The following is a 24,989-nucleotide window of genomic DNA, read 5'->3' as shown; positions in this document are numbered from 1 at the left end:
CTTTTTTATGTCGCTATTTATTTCTCTTGAATAATTGTTTTAAGAAATAGATAGGTCCGACCAGCAAAAATGCGGGATTGGAAAAAAAGGATGGTTTCTTCCCTTCAACCCAATGCCCGACAAACTGAAAAGCCCACCCTAAGACAAATAAAAAAATTGCGGTTTTCCAGTTAAAAAAGAACCACGGAAGCGAAATGATAATCAAAGGAATACCGATGGCGTGTGTGAATTTGTTGAACGGATGCTGATGATCGCGGCGATATTTTTCCAATAGTTGCGAAAAGTTCACAGATATACCTCCTTAAGCCAGTCTTCTACCTTTATTATGACCCCAATCATTCATACTTTCAATGATGTCGTTCCGTTCGGACAAATCAAAAAAGGGATGAAATGGTCTGCTGTTTCATATAAATTCTGTAAATGTCCGTGCAAAAGGAGTATATGGTATGAAGCAGCGGAAAGATACCCTTAAGCAAATCTCATTGGGAACAGCAGTCGCCATCAATCTTATGCTGCTGTCCTTGATATTGGGATATCATTTGGTTCCCGTCCAAGAAGCCGTCCCGTCGATCGCCAAAACAGCCAAGCCCGATTTGCGCACCGAATATGGCATGGAGTGGACAGGTTCTGAAAAGATTCCCGAAAACTCGACAGATGAAAAAGGTTCGTGGACGGTCGATCATTATCGGGAATATGAATACCGTTATGATAAAAACGGCCGGCTTCTGGAAAAACTGCCGACCGGCAAAGAGGAACATCTCCGCTATTGGAACGGTAACACCAGGAACTGACGCTCCCAACGTCCATCAGCCTGCGACACTCGTTCCCATCCTTGACTTCCGTCGGAGGATGGGAACGAAACGGTTCCAACGCCGAATTAAGTAAAACAGATTTGCCCCCAACAATTTTTGGTCGAATCGAGCCTTCCTTCAATAATGTGGCAAACTCCCTCAAAAAACAAGGGGTCTTTCCAGTGAGAAGCCAGTTGATGAGCCTGTCTGAAATGCTGAATCGCTTCCCGGATATTTCCCATTTCCAGCAAGGTTCGGCCTTTCTGGTAATGTCCCATCGCTTTGACAGAAGCTTTTTCCTGCTGAATCAGTTGCTCCGCCATTCCGGCTGCTTTCTCAAAATCACCCATCTGAGTGGAAAGACGTGAACGGACTGCCAACCAGATGGGTTGTTTTGTCAGCTCCGCCGGAAGCATATTCATCGCCATTTCCGCACGATCCACGTCTCCTTTGACAATGGACATCCAAACATAGGCAAAAAGGAGATCCGGATTTTTTGGATACAGAGTAAGCCCCTTTTTTAACCACATAAAGGCATGTTCTGCATAGCCCAGAACCCAGTAATTCCACGCAATACCGTGATAGGCCGAACGATTCAGGGGATCGCGCGCCAACAATCGCTGATACCAATGGATGGCCTGTTTGGGTTGCCCCATCTCTTCATAATCGTGCGCGATGGATTCCAGTACGCGGGGATGATTCGTCTTTTCATAGGAAGCCAAACGCCAGAAGGAAACACTCCCCCATTGCTTATAATGCCGATAACAGCTGGATAAATAATACATGGATTCCCAGTCATCTTCATTGATCGACAGAGCATGGAAAAAATACGGAATCGCTTCTTGGTATTCTCCTAAACGATAATGGCAGGCTCCCATATTAAACCAAGCATCACTGTGATCATCGAGCAATGAAACGACCTTTTTAAATTGCTTGATCGCTTTACGGTCATCCCCTTGCTTCACGGCAATACAACCCAGCATATGATGAGCAAATCCGACAAACGCATCATGAACAGCCGTTTTTCTCACCATTTGAAAGTGACGTTCCGCCTCATCCAAACGATTGTCCTGAAACTGGCTCAAACCCAAATAGATTCGTCCCAGCAGAAAATCGGGCTCTTCTTCGACCACTTGCTGAAACAATTGCTTAGCCTCTTCAAACATCGTGAGTCCATAATACCCCTGACCTTGTCTGAATTTGCGCACCACCGATTCGTTTAGCCAAAATTCTCCGGCGATCTCTTTTTCCTCGGATATCAAATCAGGATGTTCCGAAACGAGATGAGCGATTTTTTCTTCAATCACAGCCCATGATTCCAACAAGCGATCACATGATTTTTTGATCTGTTGAAGGCGGTTCCTCCACTTGGGTTTTTCCGACGCCGGGCAATTTCGATATTTGCTCTTGATCTCTTCCAATTCACTTTGCACGGACTCCAGCCACTCCTGATGAAACATCACGCATCCCCCCATCGTTCCAACCGTCTTATGTAGGAGTATGTCCCTCTGATTAAAATCCATTCCGGGATCACTGACGGGAGGAATGGCGAGTTTCGCGCACGAAAAAACCCGTGAGCTCGTCTCACGGGGTTTAAAGAACGGTGCCGTGTACTTCTTCACCGATCAGCATTTCAATCTGGTTTTTTTCGTTCATAATCGCGATCTTGGGTTTATGGTTACGGGCAGACTCTTCATCCATCCATACATAAGAGATGATGATCACCTGATCCCCCGGTTGAACCAGACGGGCGGCGGCTCCGTTTAAGCAGATGGTCCCGCTCCCGCGTTCCCCCGGGATCACATAGGTTTCCAGACGGGCCCCATTATTGTTGTTGACGATCTGTACTCTCTCATTGGGGAGAATGTCCACGCGCTCAAGGATCTCTTCATCGATCGTCACACTTCCCACATACTGGAGATTGGCTTCCGTAACGGTGGCGCGGTGAATTTTGGCTTTCATCATTGTCCGGAACATGCTGATTCCTCCTTACCCCCGAACAAAAGATTGTCAATCAAGCGGGTTGAGCCAAAACGAACGGCTACAGCCACAATAATGGGCCGTTGATCCAGGTGATGGATCGGTTCCAGTCTCGGATAGGAAAGCGTTTCTACATAATCGATCTGAGCCAGCGGCTGGCTGTTGATCCTCTCCCGCACGTACCGATTGACCTCGTCAGCTGTTATGAGCAAGCCCTTTTCCAGTTGCTCTTTCACCTCTGTCAGCGCCCGGTTCAGAATCACAGCCTGCTTCCGCTCTTCTTCAGACAGATAAACATTGCGCGAGCTCATGGCGAGGCCATCGGGTTCCCTCACGGTCTCACAGGGAACAATCGTCACCGGAAAATGCAGATCCTTTACCATCTGTTCGATTACAGCCACTTGTTGCGCATCTTTTAACCCGAAATAAGCCCGGTCCGGCAATACGATGTGGAACAGTTTGGTGACGACAGTCGCAACTCCTTCAAAATGCCCCGGCCGGGATGCTCCGCACAGCCGGTCCGTCACTTTCCGGACCCGCACCTCTGTCAATATTTCATGGGGATACATTTCCCTGACAGATGGACAGAAGAGCAGATCGACTCCGGCTTGTTTGGCCAACGCGGCGTCCCGGTCCAAATCGCGGGGGTATCGCTCGAAATCTTCATTGGGGCCAAATTGCAATGGGTTTACAAAGATGGACAGTACGACAATGTCACATTCTTTCCGCGCTCTTTTGATTAAACTGAGATGACCCTCATGCAAATACCCCATGGTTGGAACCAAGCCGATCGTCTTGGACCTGTGTGTCTGTAATTCTCTTCTGATTTCAGCAACTGTTTCAACGATTTTCATGTATTTTTGACTCCTTCTTGCCCGCCGTACAGAACTGCGATCAGATCCGAGGACAGGTGGGAAACATGCTGTTCATCAGGAAACGCCCGCCGCTTCACTTCTTGGACGTAATCCTCAATCCCTCTTTGCATCACTTTTCCTGCTTGCTGATATACCTTCACAAAAGAGGGATGCCAGTCTCCTCCGATCCCCAGAACGTCGTGGAAAACGAGAACCTGCCCGTCACAAAATCGGCCGGCCCCGATCCCGATGACCGGAATTGTCAATGATTCTGCAATGAGCTGAGCCAATTCTTCGGGTACACATTCCAACACGATTGCAAAGGAACCCGCTTCCTCCAGCCGTTTGGCTTCGGCGAGCAGATGCCGCGCGGTGCCGACATCCTTTCCTTGCACCAGATACCCCCCGATTTGATTGACGGACTGGGGAGTTAACCCCAGGTGACCCATGACCGGGATGCCTGCAGAAGTTAATGTTGTTACATTCGCCAGTATTTCCGAACCGCCTTCCATTTTTACCCCATACGCGCCCGCTTCCTGCATCAGCCGTCCTGCTGCCCGAAGCACTTCGTCTTTAGACAAATGGGCGGTCATGAAGGGCAGGTCCGCAATCACCATCGCGCTTTTGGCTGCACGCGCAACCGCTTTTGTATGATGCACCATATCTTGCAGCGTGACCGGAATGGTGGAATCGTACCCCAGCACCACCATCCCGAGGGAATCTCCTACTAAAATGATTTCCGCGCCGGCCTGCTCGGCAATTTTTGCGGTGGGATAGTCATAAGCGGTGATCATGGCGATCGGTTCCTTATTCTGTTTCATCCTGGCCAGCGTACGCGTCGTTACCTTCTTCCGGGTATGGCTCATCCGGGAACCCTCCTTTTTTCCATCAAGGGCCCTGGGGCAGAGAAAAAACAACGCCTTTCTCAGTCTGAATTGGGACTGAAAAAGGCGCAGGTTTGGTATCGTTCAACCCATCCCTCTGTCTCCGTCCCAACGGCTCGAAGCAGATTTACATCAGGCAGAAATAAGCAGAACTATCGCAAGACAAGCATAGTGCGGCTCATGAGAGATGCCGCCTATTTACCATAAGCGTATCGAAAATGGAAGCCGAATGCAATCATATTTCTTTCCAATCGATATCCGCCGAGTAAACGGGAATGACCCCTTGATCTGTGCGAATCAGCAAGGCTCCGCTTTCATTCAGTCGTTCCGCCACACCGGTGATAAGTCCCTGCGGAGTGCGGGCGGTAATGGTTTTTCCCAACATTCCCGCCGCTTGTTCCCACTTCGATTTAATCACACGAAAACCGGAGTTTAAGTATTCCTGATACACTTCCTCCAGCTCTTTCAGAATGGCCGCAATCAGCGTAGCCCGGTGAAGGTGGCCCCCCGATTCAATGGCCAGTGATGTGGCGATCTTTTTTAATTCTTCCGGCCAATGTTCGGACGTGGTATTGACATTAATGCCGATCCCGATAATCATATAATGAATCTGATCCTGTTCCCCTCTCAACTCCGTCAGAATCCCGCAAACCTTCTTTCCATGAATCAACAGATCATTGGGCCACTTGATTTGGATCGGCAGGCCCGTCACCCGTTTGATCCCCTGCTGAACCCCAACGGAGGCGAGCAGGGTCAACTGTGAGGCTTCAGCCAGAGAAATCGGGGGACGCAGAATCAGGCTCATCCAAACTCCCGTTTGTGGCGGGGAATGCCATGTACGGCCCATCCTGCCTTTTCCCTGCACCTGTTCCTCCGCAATGACAACGGCTCCTTCAGGGGCTCCTTCCCTGGCCCACTGATGGGCCAGGGTTTGCGTCGAAGGCGTGGAATATTCATAGCGGATATGCCGTCCGAATCTCTTCGTTTGCAAATGAGGGGCCAATTCCTCCGGAGCCACTCGGTCCGGACGGTAAACAAGCCGGTAACCATTTCTCGGCTTCGCTTCGATCTCATAGCCTTCGTGACGCAATTCTTCAATATGCTTCCAAATAGCGGCGCGGCTGCAACCCACTCTCCGGCTGATCTCCTCACCGGACAAGAAATGGGGTTGATGTTCAATTAAGACCTTTAACAGTTCATCACGAATCGAGCTTGCCAAGGCGACATCCTTCCTTTAACAATACTTCCTTCTGATTGGGGATCTGTTTCAAAGCCGTTTGTTTGAGCAGATCCCACAAGGTATCCCGAACCCACGGACCCGGCGGACGCTTGCAATGTTCAATCAGTTCTCTCCCGTTCACGGCCAGTTCTTTCACATGTTTCACCGGCATCTCCGCCCACCAAGCTGTGAATTGTTCTTGAAGGGAGGCCTTTCCTAACAGTTTCGCCAAATGACTGGCTTGAATAACGGCCGAAAGCCCTTCTTTCAGTAAAAGCTCCTTCCCTTCCCTTTCCGTCAGCGGCTTCCATTCCGTTCCCAGGCGGAAACAGGTTGCGATTGCGGTACCATCGGCGTTGGACAAACGCAAATCCTTCACCCGTCTTTGCACCGTTTCGACCGTTGTTCCGCAAACGGCCAACAAATAGGCCCAGCGGACGATTCGATCCTCTACTTCATCGAACGGCAAAAACTTTCCGGGTTCCATGGCGGACGAAATCCCCCAAAAGCGAAAAGGGGGAAGCATCTCCATCAGACCGGAGGAAAACATGATGTTTATTCCCAGCGAAGGACGGTCTGACATCCAGGTCTTTTCCAGCTCGGCCGCCACCCGCTCCACCGATAAATGCACGCATTCCTCCCTGCACTCACGCATGGCTTGCGCGGTCTGTTCTTCCAGGGTGAAGTTAAACTGTGCGGCGAAGCGGGCCGCCCTTACCATCCGCAATGGATCTTCCGCAAAGCGCTCAGCCGGATTGCCGACGGTGCGAATTTTTTTCGCCCGGATATCTTCCATCCCGGAGAAATAGTCGTACATCCGCCCGTGGAGGTCCTGGGCCATGGCATTCATGGTAAAATCCCGGCGGGCCAGATCCTGCTTGAGGGAGGAAACAAAGTGGACCACACTGGGACGGCGGTGGTCCTCATAACCGGACTCCACACGAAAAGTGGTCACTTCAATGGGTATTTGCCTGATGAGCACCGTTACCGTTCCATGCTGAATCCCGGTAGGGATCGTATGCGAAAAAACGGTTTGAATCTCTTCAGGACGGGCACTGGTGGCTACATCATAATCCTGGGGGATTCTTTGCATCACAAAGTCCCGCACACATCCTCCAACCAAATATGCCTCATATCCCGCCTGTTCCAGGGCTTCCAGAACACGCATGGCGGCTGTCCGTCTCTCATCCATCCGCGCTTCCCCCGGCAGATCCGTGAACTACCTGATCATACAGGTCTTCGTACTGTTTGGCGATTTGTTCTCCCGAGAAATGTTGTCTCACTCTCTCGATCCCGGCCCTGACAAAAGATTGATGAAGGGCTTCATCTTTTAACAGGCGAACGGCATAACCGGCCATTTCCTCCACTGCGCCGACATCCGCCAAAAAGCCTGTCCGCCCGTGCTCCACCACTTCCGGCAGACCGCCTGTATTCGAAGCGATGACAGGCACCCCGCAAGCCATGGCTTCCAGAGCAACCAGCCCGAAGCTCTCTTTTTCAGACGGAAGGAGCAAAAGATCCGCCAGTGAGATCAGCTGGGAAACCTCATCCTGTTTGCCGAGAAAAATCACTTTGGAAGCGATGCCCAACTTTTCCACCTGCTCGATGATTTTGGGCATCTCCGGCCCTTCTCCCACCAACAACAAGCGGCAGGGGATTTCTTTTTGCACCCGATTGAAAATGAAAATCACATCCTCCGGGCGCTTCACCGGCCGGAAATTGGAGATATGCAACAGCAGCTTTTCACCGGGATCCACATATTTTTCCCGCAAGGAAGACACATCCCGCGGATAATAGACTCTGGTATCCACAAAATTGTAGATCCGCTCAATCGGCTTGTCGACGCAGAACAAATCATATGTTTGTTTCACCAGACTGTCCGATACGGCGGTCACGGCATCACTGTTTCGGATTCCAAAACAGATGATATCCCGGAGCGACGGGTCCTCGCCCAAAACCGTAATATCCGTACCATGCAAAGTGGTTACCACTTTCAAATGATCCCCCACCATCTGTTTGGCCAGCACCGCAGCAATCGCGTGGGGAACAGCATAGTGGACATGCAAAAGGTCCAACTGGTAAATTTTGGCTACCTGGGCCATCCGGCTGGCCAAAGCCAAATCATAGGGCGGGTACTTAAATACCGCGTAACGGTTGGCTTCCACGCCGTGATAGCAGATATTTTGATGAAACCGCCCCAAGCGGAAAGGCATATCATACGTGATGAAATGAATGGCATGCCCTCTTTCCGCAAGCAGTTTGCCCAGTTCTGTGGCAACGACTCCGGAACCGCCGTGTGTTGGATAACAGGTAATTCCTATGCGCATGGGAACCCTCCCGCTCATTGTCCGCATTTGGACAGCAGATACGATTGCTTGATGGGACGGGGACTGACCAGTGCTTCCCCGTACAACGAGCCGATTTGGTGTCCCCACAATTGATCCCGTCCGCGGATCATCGAAAGATAGGTAGGGCTGTTTAACGGCGTATCCACTTCCCCTGACTGGCGGACAAATTGCGTTTCATATGCCAGGACGGCTTTGATCTTCGTTTCGTACACATCACTGATATCCACAATGATATCTGCTTGTCCGATGTCGTTGATGAAATAATGATATAGCTGGGTGACCCGATGCGGCGCTTCGTTGCCGGGCGTTCTTTTCATACGGATGGCAGCATCAAAAACAGCTTCTTTTACCAAACGGCTGCACGCCACATGGTCGGGGTGACGGTCTTGCCAGTACGGGGCCAACACCACTTTTGGCTTTAATTGACGGATCACTTGCACAATCTTTAAAATCTGATCCGGGGACCCTGTTAGACCGCGGTCCGGAAAACCGAGGCAAATCTGCTTCCTTACCCCCAATATTTCCCCGGCCTTCTGTGATTCCATGCGCCTCCGCTCAACCGTTCCATTGGATGAAAGCTCGGCTTCGGTCAGATTGCAGATGGCGACGGTAAATCCTTCAGCCGCATGCTTGGCCAGGATTCCCCCCGCACCGATCTCCACATCATCCGGATGGGCACCAAATGCCAACAGGTCGATTCCAGCTGGTTCCATGTTCAAATTCAACCCTCTTTTCTCTTCTTCTCATTACTTTTTCGCAATGATCGTTCTCCAGGATAATTCCCCCTGATCAATCGCCCGGATCAGGATTTCTGCCGTCGCCATATTGGTAGCGACCGGAATGTTATGCACATCCGCCAGGCGAAGCAAAGCGAGGATATCCGGCTCATGGGGCTGAGCCGTCAACGGATCGCGAAAAAATACGATGAGATCCATCTCATTTTGCGCCACCAGCGCCCCGATCTGTTGATCTCCTCCCAGAGGACCGGACAAAAAACGATGCACTTGCAAGTCCGTGGCTTCCATGATGCGAAGGCCCGTCGTTCCCGTCGCGTATAACTGGTGAGGCTTCAGCAGGGCTTCATAGGCAATCGCAAATTGAACCATTCGCTCTTTTCTGTTATCATGAGCGATTAAAGCGATGTTCACATCTCCCCACCCCGCTGAAAAGACTTGGCATGTGTAAACAAAGCCGGTGTACCGCCTGTATGCCAGAAGAGAATATGTTTATCCCTGTTCCCCTTATTTCGGATTTGATCGATCATCCCCGCCAATGCTTTGCCCGTATAGATCGGATCAACAAACAATCCTTCCGTTTCCGCAAGCAAGCGGATCGCTTCGTTTCCTTCCGGTGAGGGAACGCCGTACTTCCTGCCGATGTATTCATCCAAAATGTGAACCGATGATAGGGGTACAGCATCCTTTTCTCCAAGCATCTGCATCAATTCGCCGGACAATCTCGTTACTTCGGCTTGCATCACTTCCGCTGATTCCCACACGCTCACGCCGATCAGGCGGGCAGAAGAACGGGAGAGAGTATGTCCGACGAGGAGACCGGCCAAGGTTCCCCCCGTCCCCACGGCCACATAAATCTCATCAAACGGCGGGATTTCTAAGCTCTCCCGTTGCAGTTCCAGTTCTCTCCATGCTTTAAGATACCCGTAATCCCCGGTTGGAGTCGATCCTCCCACCGGAATGACAAAAGGTTTTCTGCCCTGTTGTTTCGCTTCTTCCGCCTTCTCTTCCATGGCGCGAAGCAACCCTTGTGACCCGTACTGGCCGGTTAGAAAAAGTTTGGCCCCGAGCAATTGATCCAGGAGCAGATTTCCCTGCACTTCTCCTAAGTGCTTCCCGGCAAAACAGAGCCATGTTTCCAGTCCGGCCCGATTTGCGGCGGCGGCTGTCAACCGGGCGTGATTGGACTGGGGGCTCCCTCCGGTGATGATCAAATCACAACCTTCCGCCAATGCTTGTCCAATTAAAAACTCCAGTTTGCGAAGCTTATTCCCGCCAAAAGCAATTCCGGTTAAATCATCTCGCTTGATCCAGCAGCTCTTGACTCCCAGCTTTTCTGCAAGCTGTGGAAGCGGTGAAAGCGGTGTTTCTCCCCACAGAATAGGAAAAAAAGGAAAGGAATCGCGCAACTTACATTCCCCTTTTTCTGTTATACTTCAACACGACAGAGCGGAGGAATTTGTTTCCGGTGAAGCGGCTCTGCCACTGCACCCGTGCGGAAACGGAAAACAAATTCCGGAGCGGGCTTTCTTTAGTCTGTCATGTCGTTTTATAAGTCGAGTATTTTTTCCAGTCCATACACGAGATGATCCAGCTCCATCACTTTCTCAATCGCCAGTTTGACTCCCGGCATGAACGATTCACGGTTGAGGGAGTCATGCCGGATGGTAAGCAGCTGCCCGGAGCCCCCGAACAAGACTTCCTGATGGGCAACCAGCCCCGGCAATCTGACACTATGAATGCGGAATCCTTGATAGTAAGCCCCTCTCGCTCCATCCAACACCTCTTCTTCTTCGGGATGCCCCTGTTTCATCTCCGGCCTGTTTTTGGTGATTAACTCCGCCGTTTTGATCGCGGTTCCGGAGGGTGCGTCCAATTTCCGGTCGTGGTGGGATTCGATTATTTCCACATGCGGCAGATACTTGGCTGCCTGGGCCGCAAATACCATCATCAAAACGGCTCCAATGGCAAAGTTGGGGGCTACAATCGCACCGATCCCCCGTTCACGGCACAGCTCTTCCAGCTCTTTCAGATCCTGCTCAGACAAACCACTCGTACCGACTACCGGACGAACTCCTGCTTGAATGGCCAGTTCCATGTTCTCTTTCACTGTCTGAGGGGTGGTAAAATCGACAAGCACATCAGCATCAAATTTGGCAAGCGCTTCTTGGACCGATCCGGCAAAATCAATCCCCAATGGCGCGAGTCCCAGCGCCTCCCCGATATCGCGTCCCTTTTGCGATCTGGAGACTCCCCCGGTCAAGATCAGATGATCATGCTGACCAATCATTTTGACCACTTCTTGTCCCATCCGTCCGCTCGCCCCGGCTACGATGACACGAATACTCATGATGATGTCTCTCCTCTGTCCATGATGTTTACATGTTCTTTCCGCGTCCAACGATTGGCGTCCCGCGTCTTATACTTGTCCATCACTTCATTGAATGCCCGTTCAAGATCGATTCCAAGCGAGTTGGCAAAACAAGTGACGATAAAAATGATATCTCCCAATTCATTGGCGATGGTATTCTCCTGTTCACCCGGTTTTTTCGGCTTCTCTCCGTAAAGGTGATTCACTTCACGGGCCAGCTCGCCGACTTCCTCCGTCATGCGGGCAAGCATCGACAAAGGCTTGAAATATCCTTCTTTGAATTGACTGATATACTCATCTACTTCCACTTGTATCTCTTTCAGTGTTTTCCCTGACACGATCCATCAACCTCCCGGTTTCTTTCTCATGTTAACTCATAACCCAAATGAACTCAACGTTCTATACATTGAAGATAGAACTTGGGGAATGTATAATATAGCGGGAGTTTAAGCTTAGTCAAAAGAGGCGAGTTTCCAGATGAAACACAGCATTTCCTTTCATGCCAAAAACATTATCCTGATCTTGATCGGAGCCTTCATCTTTGCCCTCGGGCTGAACTACTTTGCGATTCCCAATCATTTAGCCGAAGGCGGTTTTACGGGAATCACTCTTTTGCTTTACTATCTGTTTGGCTGGTCTCCCGGAATCGTACTGCTTGTTCTTAACATTCCGCTGTTCTTCATCGGGTATAAAGTGTTTGGTAAGCGTACATTGATCTATACGATCATCGGGACCAGTGCCGTCTCCTTCATGTTGGAACTCACCAAAGGCTGGGGAAAACCACTGGATGACCTGCTGCTCGTTGCTCTTTACACAGGGGTCATGGTGGGAATCGGTCTGGGGCTTATCTTCCGGGTCGGAGGTACTACCGGCGGAGTGGATATCATCGCCCGCCTGATGAATAAATATTTCGGCTGGAGTATTGGGCGCACCATGTTTTTGTTTGACTTCGGAGTTATCTTGTCATCTGTATTCATCATCAAGTTAAACATGGCCATGTATACACTGGTGGCCGTCTTTGTCGGTGCCCGTGTCGTCGACTTTGTCGTAGAGGGTCTCAATGCTTCCAAAGCGGCAACCATTATTTCCAATAAAGCCGACGAAGTAGCGAGAACCATCACCAGGAAGATGGATCGCGGGGTGACGATCCTGAAAGGAAAAGGCGGGTACACGGGCCAGGAAAAAGAAATCCTGTATGCCGTGGTGGCCCCCAATGAACTGCCGAAGTTAAAACAGATCGTCAATGATCTGGATCCCTATGCATTTGTGGTAGTCCATGATGCCCGAGACGTACTGGGCGAAGGATTTTCCTATGAAAAAGCAGATGAGAACGGTGTATTCCATCCAAAAACTTAGATCGGCCAAAAACCCGTTTAGATGACCGGCCGGGATTCCGAAAGCGGCCATCTTTCCTTTCGTTACTCTGAAGGAGTTGTAAAGACTCTTTTGCCGTCATTTTTATGTTCCAGGTGACTCTTTGCACACGCTGCTTGGTTCCCCCAACCAACTGTTCGTCAGACCTTCCTCTTCTTCACTGCATCTGCGTTGGGGGAGCCGCTTTAGCTGAGATATGAACAGCACAACACCCCTCCGGCAGGGATACCACGTTGAGGCTGATGAAATGCTGGACGAACTGATGCAAAATCCCCTGGCATGGTCGCTCAGATGGCTTTTTCTTGCTTTCCTGCCTTTAACCTGTCTTCTAAGGACGCCGACGGGAAGGGCAGCCAAGGCAATGGCTGCGTTATGTTGGCAATTCCTTTAAAAATCCCGTCACAATATTGAAAGCATTACAAGTGACCAGGAGGATCTGTGCGGAGAGTTAAAAATAACGGCTTCGCTGCCTGATCGAATTCCAGCCACTGGACAGGAACGATTGGATGGCATGCTGTCTGAATCCCATGCTGTGGGAACCGATATTATCCTTTTTTACAAGGACAACTCAACTTTTTCAGTAGTCAATCCCTGCTTTTCATTTTCAGTGTAAAAAGCAGGGATTCTTCATGTCTATATCTCCTTTGCGTCAATCCAAATACAAAACGCTTTGACTTCACACTCCATGCAAACCAAAATCAAGTCAGGTCATCGGCTGCAATCCGGCGATCCTTCCCCTCATTGATCCCCCGAAGCCTTTGCAGGAGCGCCGACTACTGAAGTGGATTCCTCTTCCGCTTGATCTGTTTGCCCCTTACCCATTTTTAAATCCTTTATCTGGATGGATGGAGACGGGGGAACCGTGAGATATTACCCCTGACCCGATCATCAAACAAAGGAGTGGAAAAATCGTGAAACGCATCCCTTTATTTACACTTGTATTCGTCATCATCAGTTCATTGATCTTGATCCATTCCGCAGGGGCTTATGAAGCGAAACCGTATCATTTTGGCTTTAAAAAGAGCCGAAACGGTGAGCTTCCTTCCATTGCCCAAGAAGGCTTTATGAGCATCCTGCAGAAACAGGGAGCCATCTTCCTCGGCGATCCGAAGAAAAAAGAACTGTATCTCACCTTTGATAACGGATATGAGAACGGATACACCGTCAAGGTGCTCGATGTCTTAAAAGCGAAAAAGGTGCCGGCCGCTTTCTTTGTAACGGGGCATTATGTCAAAGACCAGCCCGAGTTGATCAAGCGAATGGCAAAGGAAGGACATGTGATTGGTAATCACTCCTGGAGCCACCCGGATATGACCCGAATTTCCACCAGCAGAATACAAAAAGAGCTGGATCAAGTGAAGGAAGAAGTCGCTCATTTGACCGGGCAAAAAGAAATGCGTTTTGCACGTCCTCCGAGGGGGATTTTCAGCGAGAAAACCCTGGCCGTCCACCGGGAACTGGGCTATACCACCGTTTTTTGGTCGGTTGCTTATAAAGATTGGGACACGAAAGACCAAAGAGGATGGAACCATGCTTACAAAAACGTCATGTCCCAGCTTCATCCCGGCGCCGTGATTTTGCTACACTCCGTCTCAAAAGATAATGCGGAAGCGTTGGAAAAAATGATTGATGATGCCAGAAAACAAGGATATGAATTTAAGAGTTTGGAACAGCTGACAGTGAAACATTACCAGTAACCGGTCCCCGCTGAGTCGATCCCAATGAAAGAGGCGCAGGCAGGGTTCGCCTCGCCTCGATGAGTACTTCCCGTTCTTCGATCCATAAGCGAAGAAAGGAATTTCGTCAAGAACAGCGGAAACTCATCATCTATTCCACTCCACACGTTTCAAAATTATCCGGCTTGGTCGTCTTTACCGATGATGTTAGATTTTCTTCATCATTTCTTCCAACTCCATCCAGTGAGCGGCAATCCAACACATTTCAGCAAAAAAACGCTGTGGATGTTCACTCCGTTCGGCGATGTCGGCTGTCAACCACTTGGAACTCTCCAGGCACCAAAGCAGGCGAAAAGAGCGTGCCAACTGCCCGGGCGTCAGCTTTTTATATTCCCGGTATCCCTGTACAAACGCTGATACCGCTTTCATATTCAAGCCGGTGCGGGAAGCGTAAGCCCCGGACAATACAGCTCTTGCTACATCCAGTCCGGGAAAGGCAAACTTCATCCGGTCAAAGTCAAGGATGGCAGAAACTTTTTCGCCTTGAAACAAAATATTGTCCACCCATAAATCCCGGTGGGCCCAGCCCTTTTCACAATCATGGAAGAAATCGGTGTTTAGGTTCTCCATGATCTTTCTTTGCTTCTCCAAGGCCTCCATCACCGGTTCCCCCGCTTTTTCTGCCTGTGCTTTATTCCATTCTGCCCGCCACTTGTCCAGCAGCTGTGATCTCGAAGGAAGCCCGTTCAACTCTTTCATGGGAAGCCGGGAAAGAATCCTGTGCATTTGACCGGTTACACGCCCCAGGTCATACATTTGCCCGGATGTGGCAGACCCTGGATCGATCTCTGTTCCTTCACAGGCATCCATGAAACAAAAAGCAATTCCCGAACGTGTCTGCAACAAATATCCCCTAAGCAAGCCATACAGTCTGGGACAGGCTACACCGGCTTCATGAAGATAGGCTTGCAGTTGAAGGGCTTTATGCACCTCTTTTAATTTTGGGCATGGGTACCGCTCAGGATCATACCGTTTGATAAACAACATCTTTCCCTGTATGGTTTGAACTTTCCATTTTAAATTTCTCCATCCTCGATGAACAGGTTGGGGAGACAGAAGCTGAAAGGAAAAGTTTTTGTGGATGGTCTGCTCTATTTCAGCCCAAATTTTATCTGGTTCCTGTTTGATCGTTCATCTCTCCTTCCATGTTTGCGGAGGTCGTAACTTTCTTCAATGAAATCTCTGTTCGTGAATCACCATGTTCCGACGACTCTGATCAATGTTTTGTTGGTGAAAAGGTTTGTTACTGATACATCCTTTTTTTCTGCTTGCACATGCTAAGTCGAGAGGATGGGGGTGCAAAAATGAACAATGACAAGAAGGAAAAGCAAGATGTCAAGCATGATGACCGGAATACGGATAAGCTGGGATTGGATCTGGACATCCCTTCAAACTATGAAAACAGCTTGGGCGGTCATCCCAAAAATCTGACTGACTTTGAAGTAAAACGGTCTCCCGGCCGCATTTGATTCCTACGGGAAGGGGCCAACCGTTTCCCTTTCCCTGGCCAAATAATTCCGAACTGTCCAAAAATGAAATGCCCTCTTGTCCGAAAGCCTGCGAAATTGGACCCATCCGGTTATTTTGATTTCGGTACAGCAAAAATATCATAGCTTGTCCCGGTAATCCGGGTGATTTTTTCATTTTCCTTCACTATGGATACATTGGTTAAATCCAGTTTGATTGATTTTCCGTCCCCGGTCTCCATGATGACACGAATCTGACCAAGCAGCCCCGGTTTGCCTGTCTGCCCCTCACTCATCCCCATTCCTCCTTTCCTTCATGATATAGATCTAGATCAAATGGAGACTGCTATTGCACGGAATATTTTTAGCCTTCCTGGCAATTAGTCTATATCTAGATGCCAATTTTGGCAATACCTAACTTCAAATTTTTCTGATTTTCAACTAAAATGAATATAGACTAACCTTTATGTACAAGTCGACGCTCAAGTGAAGCCGTGTGAAGGAGTTCTATTAAATGGGAAGAAACAACAAATGGCAAGAGATTTATAACATTTTGCGCAACCGGATCTTAAGCGGAGAGCTTAAACCCGGCCAAGAGTTTCCCACCAATTTTGAGTTGATGAAAGAATTTGAAGCCCATGCCGCGACGGTGCAAAATGCGGTTAATGCTTTAATCAGAGATGGGTTAGTGTTTTCTGCGGGAAATACCACCCAAAGACGCAAAGTTCGACCCATCTATACTTCTCATCGTTCGCATCGAAAAGGCGACTTCATACGCGAACATGGAGAATCCGGCAGAGAGATCGTCTTGTCATTAAAAATACTGGATAAAAAAGAAGACATCCCCAAGCAAATCGGGACAGAGATTGAGCCACCTGTCCTTTTTTACCATACTCTTCAAATGAGAGATGATTTAATTATTGCTGTAACCCGGTCTTACATTCCTCATACTCTTCCGCTGGACCAATTAAAGGAGCAGCTATCCAAACCAAATGCCATGATATATGAAGCGATGAAGTCTCTTGGCTTAAATCCGTATCACTGTGAAGAGACGCTCGTCTCCTCCATCGCTTCAACATCCGAAATCGAAGAACTTCAATTGCCGAAAAACACAAGTATTCCGGTTGTCCGCATCACCCGGAAAGTGTTTGATCCGGAAGGGAAGCTGCTGCAAATCTGCATGATGGTAGACAGAGGCGATTGTTATGAGTTTCAGTATCGCTTTCCTCTTTTTTCGTAAATTTAAATGGGCTCAATTTTATGTAAAGGTCAACCGCGGGATCGGCTGACCTTTTTTGTACCTGTTTACCGGATACCGTACTTCCGCATCTTATTGTACAGAGTTCCACGGGAAATTCCGAGTAACTTCGCGGCGGCCGCTTTGTTGCCGTATGTGGTTTTAAGAGCGCGTTGGATTGCCTGAACCTCCGACTCGTTTCCCTTTTCCTGGCCGGACAAGCGAGACTGTCCGGCAATGGAAGTTTCAGAGTGCAAACGGGGAACCTGAATGGACGGCGGAAGATGCTCGCGGCAGATTCGGCCATCCTCGGTGAGAATGACCAACCGTTCAATCATGTTTCGAAGCTGCCGGATGTTGCCGGGCCATGAATAGTTCATTAGTGTCACCATCACTTCCGGATCAAAGTCCGGGACGGGTTTTCCGTATTGAAGTGCAATTTCACGCGCGAAAAGATGGACCAATTCAGGAATATCTTCGACCCGCTCACGAAGGGGCGGAATCTCGATGGCCACCACATTCAATCGGTAGTAGAGATCTTCCCGGAATTCCCCCTCTGCCACCCGTTCCTCCAGATTCCGGTTCGTCGCTGCAATGATTCGGACATCCACTTGGATCGGTTCGGTTCCGCCCACCCGATAAAACTGTCGTTCCTGCAAGACCCTCAATAATTTAACCTGCATCTCAAGCGGCAGTTCACCGATCTCATCCAGAAAAATCGTACCTTTGTGCGCCAGCTCCAATTTTCCGGGTTTCCCCTTCCGATCCGCACCGGTAAATGCGCCCCCCTGGTAACCAAATAATTCGCTTTCAAACAGTGCCGCGGGAATAGCTCCGCAATTAATGGCGATAAAGGCCTGGTCGGAACGGCTGCTTGCGCGGTGAATCGCATGGGCAAACAGCTCCTTTCCCACCCCGGATTCCCCGGAAATCAACACAGTGGCATCCGTGGCAGCTACGCGGCGGGCAATCCGGATGGCTTGAGAAATAGCCGGCCCGTTTCCCTTAATCGGGTGAAACGGATCATCCAGCGGGGCAAACTGAGTCATTTTCTGCTCAAGTGAACGCAGCTCGGAAGTGGTCGTGAACAGCTCATTGCCCAAGCGGACAAGGTTGGTGACATCCTGTTCTGACGAGATGGCCCCGATGATTTCTCCACCGGACATCACAGGCGATGTATTGACGAGCACGTGCATGCCCGGACGCGGCTCATGGTAAGCTTGCCTGATCTGCCGCCCTTCATCCAGAATCTGCGCGATCTTCAGCGAGTTCCAGTCAAAGTCGGCAATATTTTTGCCTACGATTTTCGAGGCAGGAATCTGATAAAGCTCCTCTGCCGCCCGGTTCCAATGAGTCACAGTTCCGCTGGCATCGACAATGGTGATCGCTTCATTTACCATATCCAGCAATGTCTGCAACAGAGCTTCGGATCGGGATTGTTGCATACCATCTACCTCTTTTCAGGCAAAGATGAACAGACGATTTCTCAACCATGATCATTATACTACTTTCCGGCTGTTTTAAACATATATGTTTAACATTGCATACATATGTTCAAACAAATGAACAAATATGTTCAATCCCCCTGTCTGTGCAGCTTGGAAATGCGTGCATTTTCTTCACAGAAAAGTTGGCATGGAATTTGCTCAATCTATACAGCGGGAAGATGATCACTCGGATCAAGGAAAGGGGAGTTTTGCCGTGGAACAGTTGATGCGCAATACATTGCTGTATTTATCCAAGAACCGGGCTGCCAACAATGCCGCGAAAAAATGGGGACTTCGCTTTGGAGCCAGCCGGTTTGTCGCTGGTGAAACGATCCAGTCGGCCATTGATGCGGTTCGTCAGTTGAATAAACAAGGAATTGTGGCCACTCTGGATCACCTGGGCGAGTTCGTTTTCAGCGAAGAGGAGGCCATTGAATCGGCTGAATACTGTATCCGCACCTTGGATGCCATCCACGAATCGGGCGTCCAATCCAATCTTTCTCTGAAAATGACCCAGCTGGGACTCGATATCTCCAAAGAATTGTGCATGAACAACATGCGCCGCATCCTCGACCGGGCCAAACAATACGGCAACTTCGTGCGGATCGACATGGAAGACTATGCCCACAATGAAATCACCATGGAAATCTTTAAGGAGTTGCGCCGCGAGTACGGCGAGACGGTCGGCCTGGTGCTGCAGGCATACCTGTACAAGGTTGAGTCGGACCTTGACGATCTCAATCAATTCAAACCCAACCTGCGTCTCGTCAAGGGCGCTTACAAAGAATCACCGGAAGTGGCGTTTCCAAACAAAGAAGACGTTGATCGCAATTTTATTAAAATCATTGAAAAACATCTGCTGTACGGCAATTATGCGGCCATCGCCACTCATGATGAGAAAATCATTGAGCATGTGAAGAAATTTGTCAAAGAACACAACATCCCCAACTCGCAGTTTGAATTCCAGATGCTCTACGGAATCCGTGTTCAACTGCAGCAGCAACTGGCCAAAGAAGGCTACACCATGCGTGTGTATATCCCGTATGGAACCGATTGGTATGGTTATTTCATGCGCCGTTTGGCTGAACGGCCCGCCAATGTCGCCTTCGTATTGAAATCGATGTTCAAAAAATAATCATCTGCGTACCTCCTTTGACAGGTTCAATCTGGTCTCAGGAGGTACTTTTTTTTCATCTGGGAGCCTTCAACTAAAAGCATGATTACCCCGGTTCCGCTTACCCAATCATAAAAGTATACAACACTTCTTCCAAAACATTTGTCTTCATGATAAACTTTTGTTTGCATCATCTTGTGAAGGGGGGTAGCCTTTGGATAAAGAGAAACAGATCTTGCATTACATTCGCCTGAATCCCTTTATTTCACAGCAGGAATTGGCGGACAAAGTGGGGATCTCCCGTTCTGCAGTCGCAGGCTATATCGCCAATTTAACCAAACGCGGGGTCATTCAAGGCCGTGCTTATGTGTTGAGGCAAGATTCCGTCATCACCTGCATAGGCGGGGCCAATCTTGACCGCAAAGCACGCAGTAAGCAAAAGGTGCGTTTCTATTCATCCAACCCTGTCACCATAACTGAGACCTGCGGAGGGGTCGCGCGAAACGTTGCCGAAAACCTGGGGCGGCTCGGTTGCACGGTTTCTCTGGTCACTTGTGTGGGAGATGACAAAGAAGGATGGCGAATTCTCGAAGAGACAAAAAAGCATGGCGTCGATGTGAGCCAGTCGTGGATCATGCCGTCCGGACAAACCGGGACTTATACCGCACTGTTGGACACAGATGGGGAAATGATCATCGCTCTCGCCAACATGGATATCTACGAGCAACTGACCCCCTCCCTGTTGAGAAGCAAGTGGGACCGGATCGCAGCCTCCACAGCCGTTTTTCTCGATACCAATCTCCCGGAAGAGAGCCTTCTATTCATCATCCGCCGATGCCAAGAAGAAGGCATCCCTTTATATATCGACCCGGTGTCCGCAGCCAAAGCAACCAGGCTGCCCCCGGACTTGACCGGTACGGACACGATTCTCCCCAACCGGGAAGAAGCTGAATGTTTAGCCGGAATGCGAATCGAAAACCTGGATGACTGCAAGCGGGCATGTGAACACATCCGACAGCGCGGAGCCAAAAACATCATCCTTACACTGGGCCCACAAGGTGTATTTTTTTCATCTCCCGAGGGCTCCGGTCACTTTCCCCCGTTTCAAACAGAGATCGTTGACGTGACGGGAGCAGGGGATGCGTTTGTCTCAGGCTTTTTGTACGGCATTGTTCAGGGGGAACCGCTCCCGCGCGCCAGTCAACTGGGATTGGCTGCGGCCGCTCTTGCTCTGCGTACCGAACATTCTTCATCGATCAACTTAGATTCGAACCAACTCTATAACTTCTTGCGCTAAAGGAGGAGCCAGGATGCTCAGCTATACCGAAGAAGTCAAACACGCGCTTGAAAACAATTTGCCGGTCGTCGCTTTGGAAACGACGATCATCTCACACGGCATGCCATATCCGCAAAATATAGAAACCGCCAAGCGAGTCGAGAAGATGATCCGGGCAAACGGGGCTGTTCCGGCCACGATCGGCATCATGAACGGAAAAATCAAAATCGGCCTGACCGAACAGGAGCTTCAGGAATTTGCAACGAATCCATCGGTGGAAAAAGTGAGCCGCCGGGACTTCGCTTATATCCTCGCCACAGGCAAAACAGGCGCAACCACGGTTGCGGGAACCATGATCGCCGCTGGTTTGGCGGGAATAAAAGTTTTTGCCACCGGAGGAATTGGGGGTGTGCATCGGGAGGGAGAAATCACCTGGGATGTATCGGCTGATCTTACCGAACTGGCACAAACGGATGTGGCTGTCGTTTGCGCAGGAGCCAAATCCATCCTGGACATCGGAAGAACGTTGGAGTATTTGGAAACACACGGAGTACCGGTAGTCGGATACCGATGCGGCGAATTTCCTTCTTTTTACTCGCGCGAAAGCGGATATCAAGTCGATTTCCGCCTGGATACACCCGAAGAAATCGCTTCGCTCATGCAGACCAAATGGCAATTGGGCCTGAAGGGAGGGCTTGTCATTGCCAATCCGGTACCCGAAGCGGACGCTCTTGATCACAACGAGATCGAACAGGTGATCAAACAAGCTCTGCAAGAAGCGAAAACAAAGAACATCACAGGTAAAAAAGTGACCCCTTTTCTGCTGGAAAAAGTCAAGCAACTGACAGGAGGCAAAAGTCTGGAAACCAACATCTCCCTCGTCAAACACAACGCCGAAGTGGCGGCAAAAATAGCTGCGGCATTCTGCAGAAAACATACAGGACGCATATGAGTAGAAAAATCAAAGAGCATCCATTCGGGGTGCTCTTCTTCCCTGCCATTCAATTGGAAACCGGGCCATTTTTTCCTGATATTTGCGTGGCCCGGTATTTTCTCCAGCTTACATATCCCAAAACCATGACGATTAGAGCACTCACCCACCCGGCAAACGCATACAGGCTTAATCCATCCAGCGGACTGTAGACGGCCAGCACTTCTTGTTCCGAACCGAAAAAGAGCGGTTGCAACATCCTTTCAAGCCGGGACACTCCCGCTTGCAGCTGTCCGGGATCTCTTTGCTTCCGGATAAAAGTGATGATGGAATCGACTTTTTCAACGATGTAGGGACTTTTGGAAACGATCAGCGCCGGCCGGATCATTTGGTAATCATCATAAAATTGATCGATGGCATCTTGGACCGATGCCGAATCTTCTTGTTTGATAGCTTCCCGGATCAGTTTCAGCTGATTGTTCATCGGGTTGTAATATTGTTTCCACAGGGGCTGATGCGGATGGGATACCGCATCAAAGGTGATTTGCAGCCGGGTGACAGCTACTCTTAACTTGATTTCGTCCGGGCTGATCCGGTTTAAATTTCGTTCCGTGTCCATAATGACGTCGGATAAAGCGTGAATCCCCTCCACGCTTAAATTTTTATCCGCCAAATTTGATTTGGAAAACAGGTGTGCCAATTGTGCGAGTTGCGTGCGCGCCTCCTGAAGGTCTTCTTTTTCCACCTGCTCGGCAACCCGATTTGCCGTTTTTGACCAGATTTCGCTTTCTGTTTGAAACTCACTGCTCGCTTCCGCGGTCGGCAGGATCAAAAAAAATGAACAATAACAAAGGCAACCAACAACCATTCCCGTCTTGATCCGTTTCAGCAGCAAAACATTCCCCTCCTTTTTGCCCTCATTCGTTGATACCAGTCTATTCAAGTTGTCCACCCGGATATGTCACCAACAAAAAAAGCCGGATCATTTTCCGGCTCCAAGAAGAGGCAACTCTCGTTTTCGATAACTGCTTGGCAGTAAGGAAAAAATGGCAAACAGAATGATGGTTGTAAAACTGAGGATCAGTGTGAACCACCCTACAACATGGTCATAAGGTTCCAGAGATGCAGCGAGCCATGGATGGATGTCCAAGCCGTAATCGAAGGCATCATTCAATAATGTCCAAGCCGCGACAATCAAGATTTCTCTGCTTTGGAACGTATAATAAGGCGAATACAAGACCGCTTGGGCAGCCATTCCCAGATGGGACACCATCAGCATCCAGTGTTGCCAGGAGAGGGCTTCTAAAAACGGGGCGGAATCCAGGACCGCACCCCAGATGATCATCACCACAGCCCAAATTCCGTATTTGAATAAGGTAATGGACGCAAATGCTTCAAGCAGCGGACTGCGCCGTGAAAAAAGGTAGAGCAGCAACACCAGGGTAAAAAAGCCGCTCGCGGTCGGGCTGTCCGGTACAAAGATGATCAGCTTTGGATCGGTGACGGCCAGTTGGTTTTTATACCAATAAAATCCGTAAATCGTACCCAAAAAGTTAATGACAAATAAGCTCCACAGGAATGGGCGTCGATCCAACAGTGAAAACAGTTGCACCACTGCTTCACCTACTTTCATTATGTAAAAACCTGGCTGCCGGTAAGCAACCAGGTTTGATCGGCTATGTCTTATTTTTGCTTCTGCTTCATCAGCCATTCGGCCAGAATTTTCTTCTCTTGTTCGGAACCTTGGAACATTCCTGCCGGCATAGCGCCTCTACCTTCATCGATGATTTTTATGATATCTTCGGCGGTCATCTTATGTTCGCCTTTCATCCGGTTACCGATTCCGAGCAAGCTAGGGCCGTTGAGACCTTGAAGCTGATCGCCGTGACATTTGATACAGGCATTTTTCTGGTAAATTCTGTATCCCTCTTCATCCTGGGCGATGACTTTTGTATTCTCAGGTGTTTCTCCCGGATTCGATTCCATCTGCTTTTCGTGTTCAACCTCAGCCGCCCATGTAAGCGCGGCGACGGAAATGAGGGAAACAATCATAATCCCTGTTGCCACAGGGCGTTTCAGAGGACGGCGCTCTTTGCTGCGATCCAACCACGGAGCCAGCAGGAGAGCCGTGAAAGCAATCCCCGGGAGGATCACCGTACCGATCACAACAAAGGGACCGGATGCCCATTTGTATTTCAAGAGCTGATAGAGGAACAAGAAGTACCAGTCAGGAACCGGCAAGAAACTGGTGTTCGTCGGATCAGCCAGTTCACCGAGAGGCGGTTCCTCAGCCATGACAAGTGTCATAAAACCAACGAGAAAGACGGCTGCAACCATCCATTCTTTCAGAAGGAAGTCAGGGAAAAACGCTTCACTTTTTCCTGGAAACTCAGAGTAGTCCGGGGGATATAACTTCGGACGGTCTGCACGGACGCGCGAGTCTCCCACATAGTGGACTTGTTTTTGGTTTCCGTCTGGATTGTGTGCCAAGTGGATCCCTCCTCACGCGTAGACCTTATAGTGGGCCAGAAATACCCTGACGACGAATTAAGATAAAGTGGGCACCCAACAATCCCAACAAGGCCGCAGGCAGGAAGAATACGTGGAGAGCGAAGAAACGCGCGAGCGTTTGCGCCCCTACGATGTCTCCCCCTTGCAGGAAGGTGGCGATATAAGGTCCGATTACAGGGACGGAGGCTGCAATTTCAACCCCTACCTTGGTCGCGAAGTAGGCTTTGTTGTCCCACGGCAGGAGATAGCCGGTGAAACCAAGACCTAACATCACGAAAAAGATCAGCATGCCCACAACCCAGTTGAATTCACGCGGGTGTTTGTAAGATCCGGTGAAAAATACACGCAATGTGTGCAAGAACAGCATCACGATGGCCACACTCGCACCCCAGTGGTGCATTCCCCGGACGATGGCGCCCATGGCAAGTTCGTTTTGTAAGTAGTTCACACTCGGGTGAGCGTTTACAATGTCTGGAACGTAATACATCGCCAAGAACATACCAGAAAGGATTTGAATAACGACGACAAAAAAAGTCAACCCGCCGAAACAGTAGATAAACGCTGAGAAATGGTGGGCAGGATTTACGTGTTCCGGTACTTCATGGTCAGCGACATCCCGCCACAGCGGCGTAATATCCAGACGTTCGTCCACCCAGTCGTAAATGGCGCGCAGCAT

At 49.6% G+C, this 24,989-nt stretch carries 28 protein-coding genes; 8 read left to right on the top strand and 20 right to left on the bottom strand.

What is annotated here, in order from left to right:
* Positions 1-13: 13 nt before the first annotated feature.
* Positions 14-289: an Mpo1-like protein gene (locus BMW55_RS10545; protein WP_089968590.1), complete on the bottom strand. Its 276-nt coding sequence runs from the start codon at positions 287-289 to the stop codon at positions 14-16.
* A 157-nt stretch (positions 290-446) separates the two neighbouring features.
* Between BMW55_RS10545 and BMW55_RS10540 the strand changes: the two genes are divergently transcribed.
* Positions 447-791, top strand: a complete 345-nt coding sequence (locus BMW55_RS10540; protein WP_089968587.1) for a hypothetical protein — start codon at positions 447-449, stop codon at positions 789-791.
* Between the two features lie 86 nt (positions 792-877).
* Here the strand turns inward: BMW55_RS10540 and BMW55_RS10535 are convergent, their stop codons facing one another.
* From BMW55_RS10535 to BMW55_RS10480, 12 genes are all read right to left on the bottom strand, one after another.
* Positions 878-2,251 (bottom strand): tetratricopeptide repeat protein, encoded by a 1,374-nt coding sequence (locus tag BMW55_RS10535; protein WP_170839870.1) that lies wholly within the window; start codon positions 2,249-2,251, stop codon positions 878-880.
* A 133-nt stretch (positions 2,252-2,384) separates the two neighbouring features.
* Positions 2,385-2,768, bottom strand: coding sequence for an aspartate 1-decarboxylase (gene panD / locus BMW55_RS10530; protein ID WP_089968579.1), 384 nt, complete (start codon positions 2,766-2,768; stop codon positions 2,385-2,387).
* Positions 2,753-3,625 carry a pantoate--beta-alanine ligase gene (gene panC / locus BMW55_RS10525; protein ID WP_089968576.1) on the bottom strand — a complete coding sequence of 291 codons (873 nt, stop codon included), beginning with the start codon at positions 3,623-3,625 and terminating at the stop codon, positions 2,753-2,755. The genes panD and panC overlap by 16 nt, the downstream gene beginning before the upstream one ends.
* Positions 3,622-4,491 (bottom strand): 3-methyl-2-oxobutanoate hydroxymethyltransferase, encoded by an 870-nt coding sequence (gene panB, locus BMW55_RS10520; protein ID WP_089968573.1) that lies wholly within the window; start codon positions 4,489-4,491, stop codon positions 3,622-3,624. The genes panC and panB overlap by 4 nt, the downstream gene beginning before the upstream one ends.
* 253 nt (positions 4,492-4,744) lie before the next feature.
* A complete protein-coding gene (locus BMW55_RS10515; protein WP_089968569.1) occupies positions 4,745-5,728 on the bottom strand; it encodes a biotin--[acetyl-CoA-carboxylase] ligase in 984 nt (327 codons plus the stop codon).
* Positions 5,709-6,920, bottom strand: coding sequence for a CCA tRNA nucleotidyltransferase (locus BMW55_RS10510; RefSeq protein ID WP_089968566.1), 1,212 nt, complete (start codon positions 6,918-6,920; stop codon positions 5,709-5,711). The genes BMW55_RS10515 and BMW55_RS10510 overlap by 20 nt, the downstream gene beginning before the upstream one ends.
* A complete protein-coding gene (gene bshA / locus BMW55_RS10505) occupies positions 6,913-8,055 on the bottom strand; it encodes an N-acetyl-alpha-D-glucosaminyl L-malate synthase BshA (protein ID WP_244527535.1) in 1,143 nt (380 codons plus the stop codon). Before bshA ends, BMW55_RS10510 begins: the two co-directional genes overlap by 8 nt.
* 14 nt (positions 8,056-8,069) lie before the next feature.
* The gene (gene bshB1 / locus BMW55_RS10500) at positions 8,070-8,789 is read right to left on the bottom strand and encodes a bacillithiol biosynthesis deacetylase BshB1 (RefSeq protein WP_089969006.1); all 720 of its coding nucleotides are present in this window, start codon (positions 8,787-8,789) and stop codon (positions 8,070-8,072) included.
* A gap of 33 nt (positions 8,790-8,822) precedes the next feature.
* Complete coding sequence (locus tag BMW55_RS10495) at positions 8,823-9,224, bottom strand: methylglyoxal synthase (RefSeq protein ID WP_089968559.1); 402 nt, start codon at positions 9,222-9,224, stop codon at positions 8,823-8,825.
* Complete coding sequence (locus BMW55_RS10490) at positions 9,221-10,219, bottom strand: 1-aminocyclopropane-1-carboxylate deaminase/D-cysteine desulfhydrase (protein ID WP_170839869.1); 999 nt, start codon at positions 10,217-10,219, stop codon at positions 9,221-9,223. Before BMW55_RS10490 ends, BMW55_RS10495 begins: the two co-directional genes overlap by 4 nt.
* A gap of 140 nt (positions 10,220-10,359) precedes the next feature.
* Positions 10,360-11,166, bottom strand: coding sequence for a 4-hydroxy-tetrahydrodipicolinate reductase (gene dapB, locus BMW55_RS10485; protein WP_089969002.1), 807 nt, complete (start codon positions 11,164-11,166; stop codon positions 10,360-10,362).
* Positions 11,157-11,519: a nucleotide pyrophosphohydrolase gene (locus BMW55_RS10480; RefSeq protein WP_425283843.1), complete on the bottom strand. Its 363-nt coding sequence runs from the start codon at positions 11,517-11,519 to the stop codon at positions 11,157-11,159. Before BMW55_RS10480 ends, dapB begins: the two co-directional genes overlap by 10 nt.
* A gap of 139 nt (positions 11,520-11,658) precedes the next feature.
* On the opposite strand from BMW55_RS10480, the gene BMW55_RS10475 reads away from it, so the two are divergent.
* Both BMW55_RS10475 and pdaA read left to right on the top strand, forming a co-directional pair.
* Positions 11,659-12,537 carry a YitT family protein gene (locus tag BMW55_RS10475; protein ID WP_089968547.1) on the top strand — a complete coding sequence of 293 codons (879 nt, stop codon included), beginning with the start codon at positions 11,659-11,661 and terminating at the stop codon, positions 12,535-12,537.
* Between the two features lie 929 nt (positions 12,538-13,466).
* A complete protein-coding gene (gene pdaA / locus BMW55_RS10470) occupies positions 13,467-14,252 on the top strand; it encodes a delta-lactam-biosynthetic de-N-acetylase (protein ID WP_089968544.1) in 786 nt (261 codons plus the stop codon).
* A 186-nt stretch (positions 14,253-14,438) separates the two neighbouring features.
* Here the strand turns inward: pdaA and BMW55_RS10465 are convergent, their stop codons facing one another.
* Positions 14,439-15,347: a phosphotransferase enzyme family protein gene (locus BMW55_RS10465; RefSeq protein WP_280139770.1), complete on the bottom strand. Its 909-nt coding sequence runs from the start codon at positions 15,345-15,347 to the stop codon at positions 14,439-14,441.
* A gap of 248 nt (positions 15,348-15,595) precedes the next feature.
* Here BMW55_RS10465 and BMW55_RS19400 point away from each other — a divergent pair, with 248 nt between their 5' ends.
* Positions 15,596-15,760 carry a hypothetical protein gene (locus tag BMW55_RS19400; RefSeq protein WP_170839868.1) on the top strand — a complete coding sequence of 55 codons (165 nt, stop codon included), beginning with the start codon at positions 15,596-15,598 and terminating at the stop codon, positions 15,758-15,760.
* 110 nt (positions 15,761-15,870) lie between these two features.
* Here the strand turns inward: BMW55_RS19400 and BMW55_RS10460 are convergent, their stop codons facing one another.
* Complete coding sequence (locus tag BMW55_RS10460) at positions 15,871-16,053, bottom strand: hypothetical protein (protein ID WP_089968537.1); 183 nt, start codon at positions 16,051-16,053, stop codon at positions 15,871-15,873.
* A gap of 218 nt (positions 16,054-16,271) precedes the next feature.
* Between BMW55_RS10460 and BMW55_RS10455 the strand changes: the two genes are divergently transcribed.
* Entirely contained in the window at positions 16,272-16,997 is a 726-nt protein-coding gene (locus BMW55_RS10455; RefSeq protein ID WP_089968534.1) for a GntR family transcriptional regulator, read from the top strand.
* A 65-nt stretch (positions 16,998-17,062) separates the two neighbouring features.
* Here the strand turns inward: BMW55_RS10455 and BMW55_RS10450 are convergent, their stop codons facing one another.
* Positions 17,063-18,439 carry a sigma-54 interaction domain-containing protein gene (locus tag BMW55_RS10450; protein ID WP_089968531.1) on the bottom strand — a complete coding sequence of 459 codons (1,377 nt, stop codon included), beginning with the start codon at positions 18,437-18,439 and terminating at the stop codon, positions 17,063-17,065.
* A gap of 256 nt (positions 18,440-18,695) precedes the next feature.
* Between BMW55_RS10450 and BMW55_RS10445 the strand changes: the two genes are divergently transcribed.
* From BMW55_RS10445 to BMW55_RS10435, 3 genes are all read left to right on the top strand, one after another.
* On the top strand, positions 18,696-19,616 hold the full coding sequence (locus BMW55_RS10445; RefSeq protein WP_089968998.1) for a proline dehydrogenase family protein: 921 nt from the start codon (positions 18,696-18,698) through the stop codon (positions 19,614-19,616).
* 193 nt (positions 19,617-19,809) lie between these two features.
* The gene (locus tag BMW55_RS10440) at positions 19,810-20,892 is read left to right on the top strand and encodes a carbohydrate kinase (RefSeq protein WP_089968527.1); all 1,083 of its coding nucleotides are present in this window, start codon (positions 19,810-19,812) and stop codon (positions 20,890-20,892) included.
* Positions 20,893-20,905: 13 nt separating this feature from the next.
* Entirely contained in the window at positions 20,906-21,823 is a 918-nt protein-coding gene (locus BMW55_RS10435) for a pseudouridine-5'-phosphate glycosidase (protein WP_089968522.1), read from the top strand.
* A gap of 49 nt (positions 21,824-21,872) precedes the next feature.
* Here BMW55_RS10435 and BMW55_RS10430 read toward each other — a convergent pair whose 3' ends face one another.
* The 4 genes from BMW55_RS10430 to qcrB all read right to left on the bottom strand — a co-directional run bounded on the left by BMW55_RS10430 (position 21,873) and on the right by qcrB (position 24,989).
* The gene (locus BMW55_RS10430) at positions 21,873-22,697 is read right to left on the bottom strand and encodes a sporulation protein YpjB (RefSeq protein ID WP_089968518.1); all 825 of its coding nucleotides are present in this window, start codon (positions 22,695-22,697) and stop codon (positions 21,873-21,875) included.
* A gap of 87 nt (positions 22,698-22,784) precedes the next feature.
* Entirely contained in the window at positions 22,785-23,414 is a 630-nt protein-coding gene (locus BMW55_RS10425) for a DUF1405 domain-containing protein (protein WP_425283842.1), read from the bottom strand.
* Positions 23,415-23,485: 71 nt separating this feature from the next.
* On the bottom strand, positions 23,486-24,292 hold the full coding sequence (locus BMW55_RS10420; RefSeq protein ID WP_089968516.1) for a menaquinol-cytochrome c reductase cytochrome b/c subunit: 807 nt from the start codon (positions 24,290-24,292) through the stop codon (positions 23,486-23,488).
* 25 nt (positions 24,293-24,317) lie between these two features.
* A complete protein-coding gene (qcrB, locus tag BMW55_RS10415) occupies positions 24,318-24,989 on the bottom strand; it encodes a menaquinol-cytochrome c reductase cytochrome b subunit (RefSeq protein ID WP_089968509.1) in 672 nt (223 codons plus the stop codon).

This window comes from Lihuaxuella thermophila, assembly GCF_900110165.1.
In the GTDB taxonomy this organism is placed as follows: domain Bacteria; phylum Bacillota; class Bacilli; order Thermoactinomycetales; family Thermoactinomycetaceae; genus Lihuaxuella; species Lihuaxuella thermophila.
The sequence above is the reverse complement of the archived record's forward strand: the minus strand, read 5'-3'. Positions and strand labels throughout refer to the sequence as shown.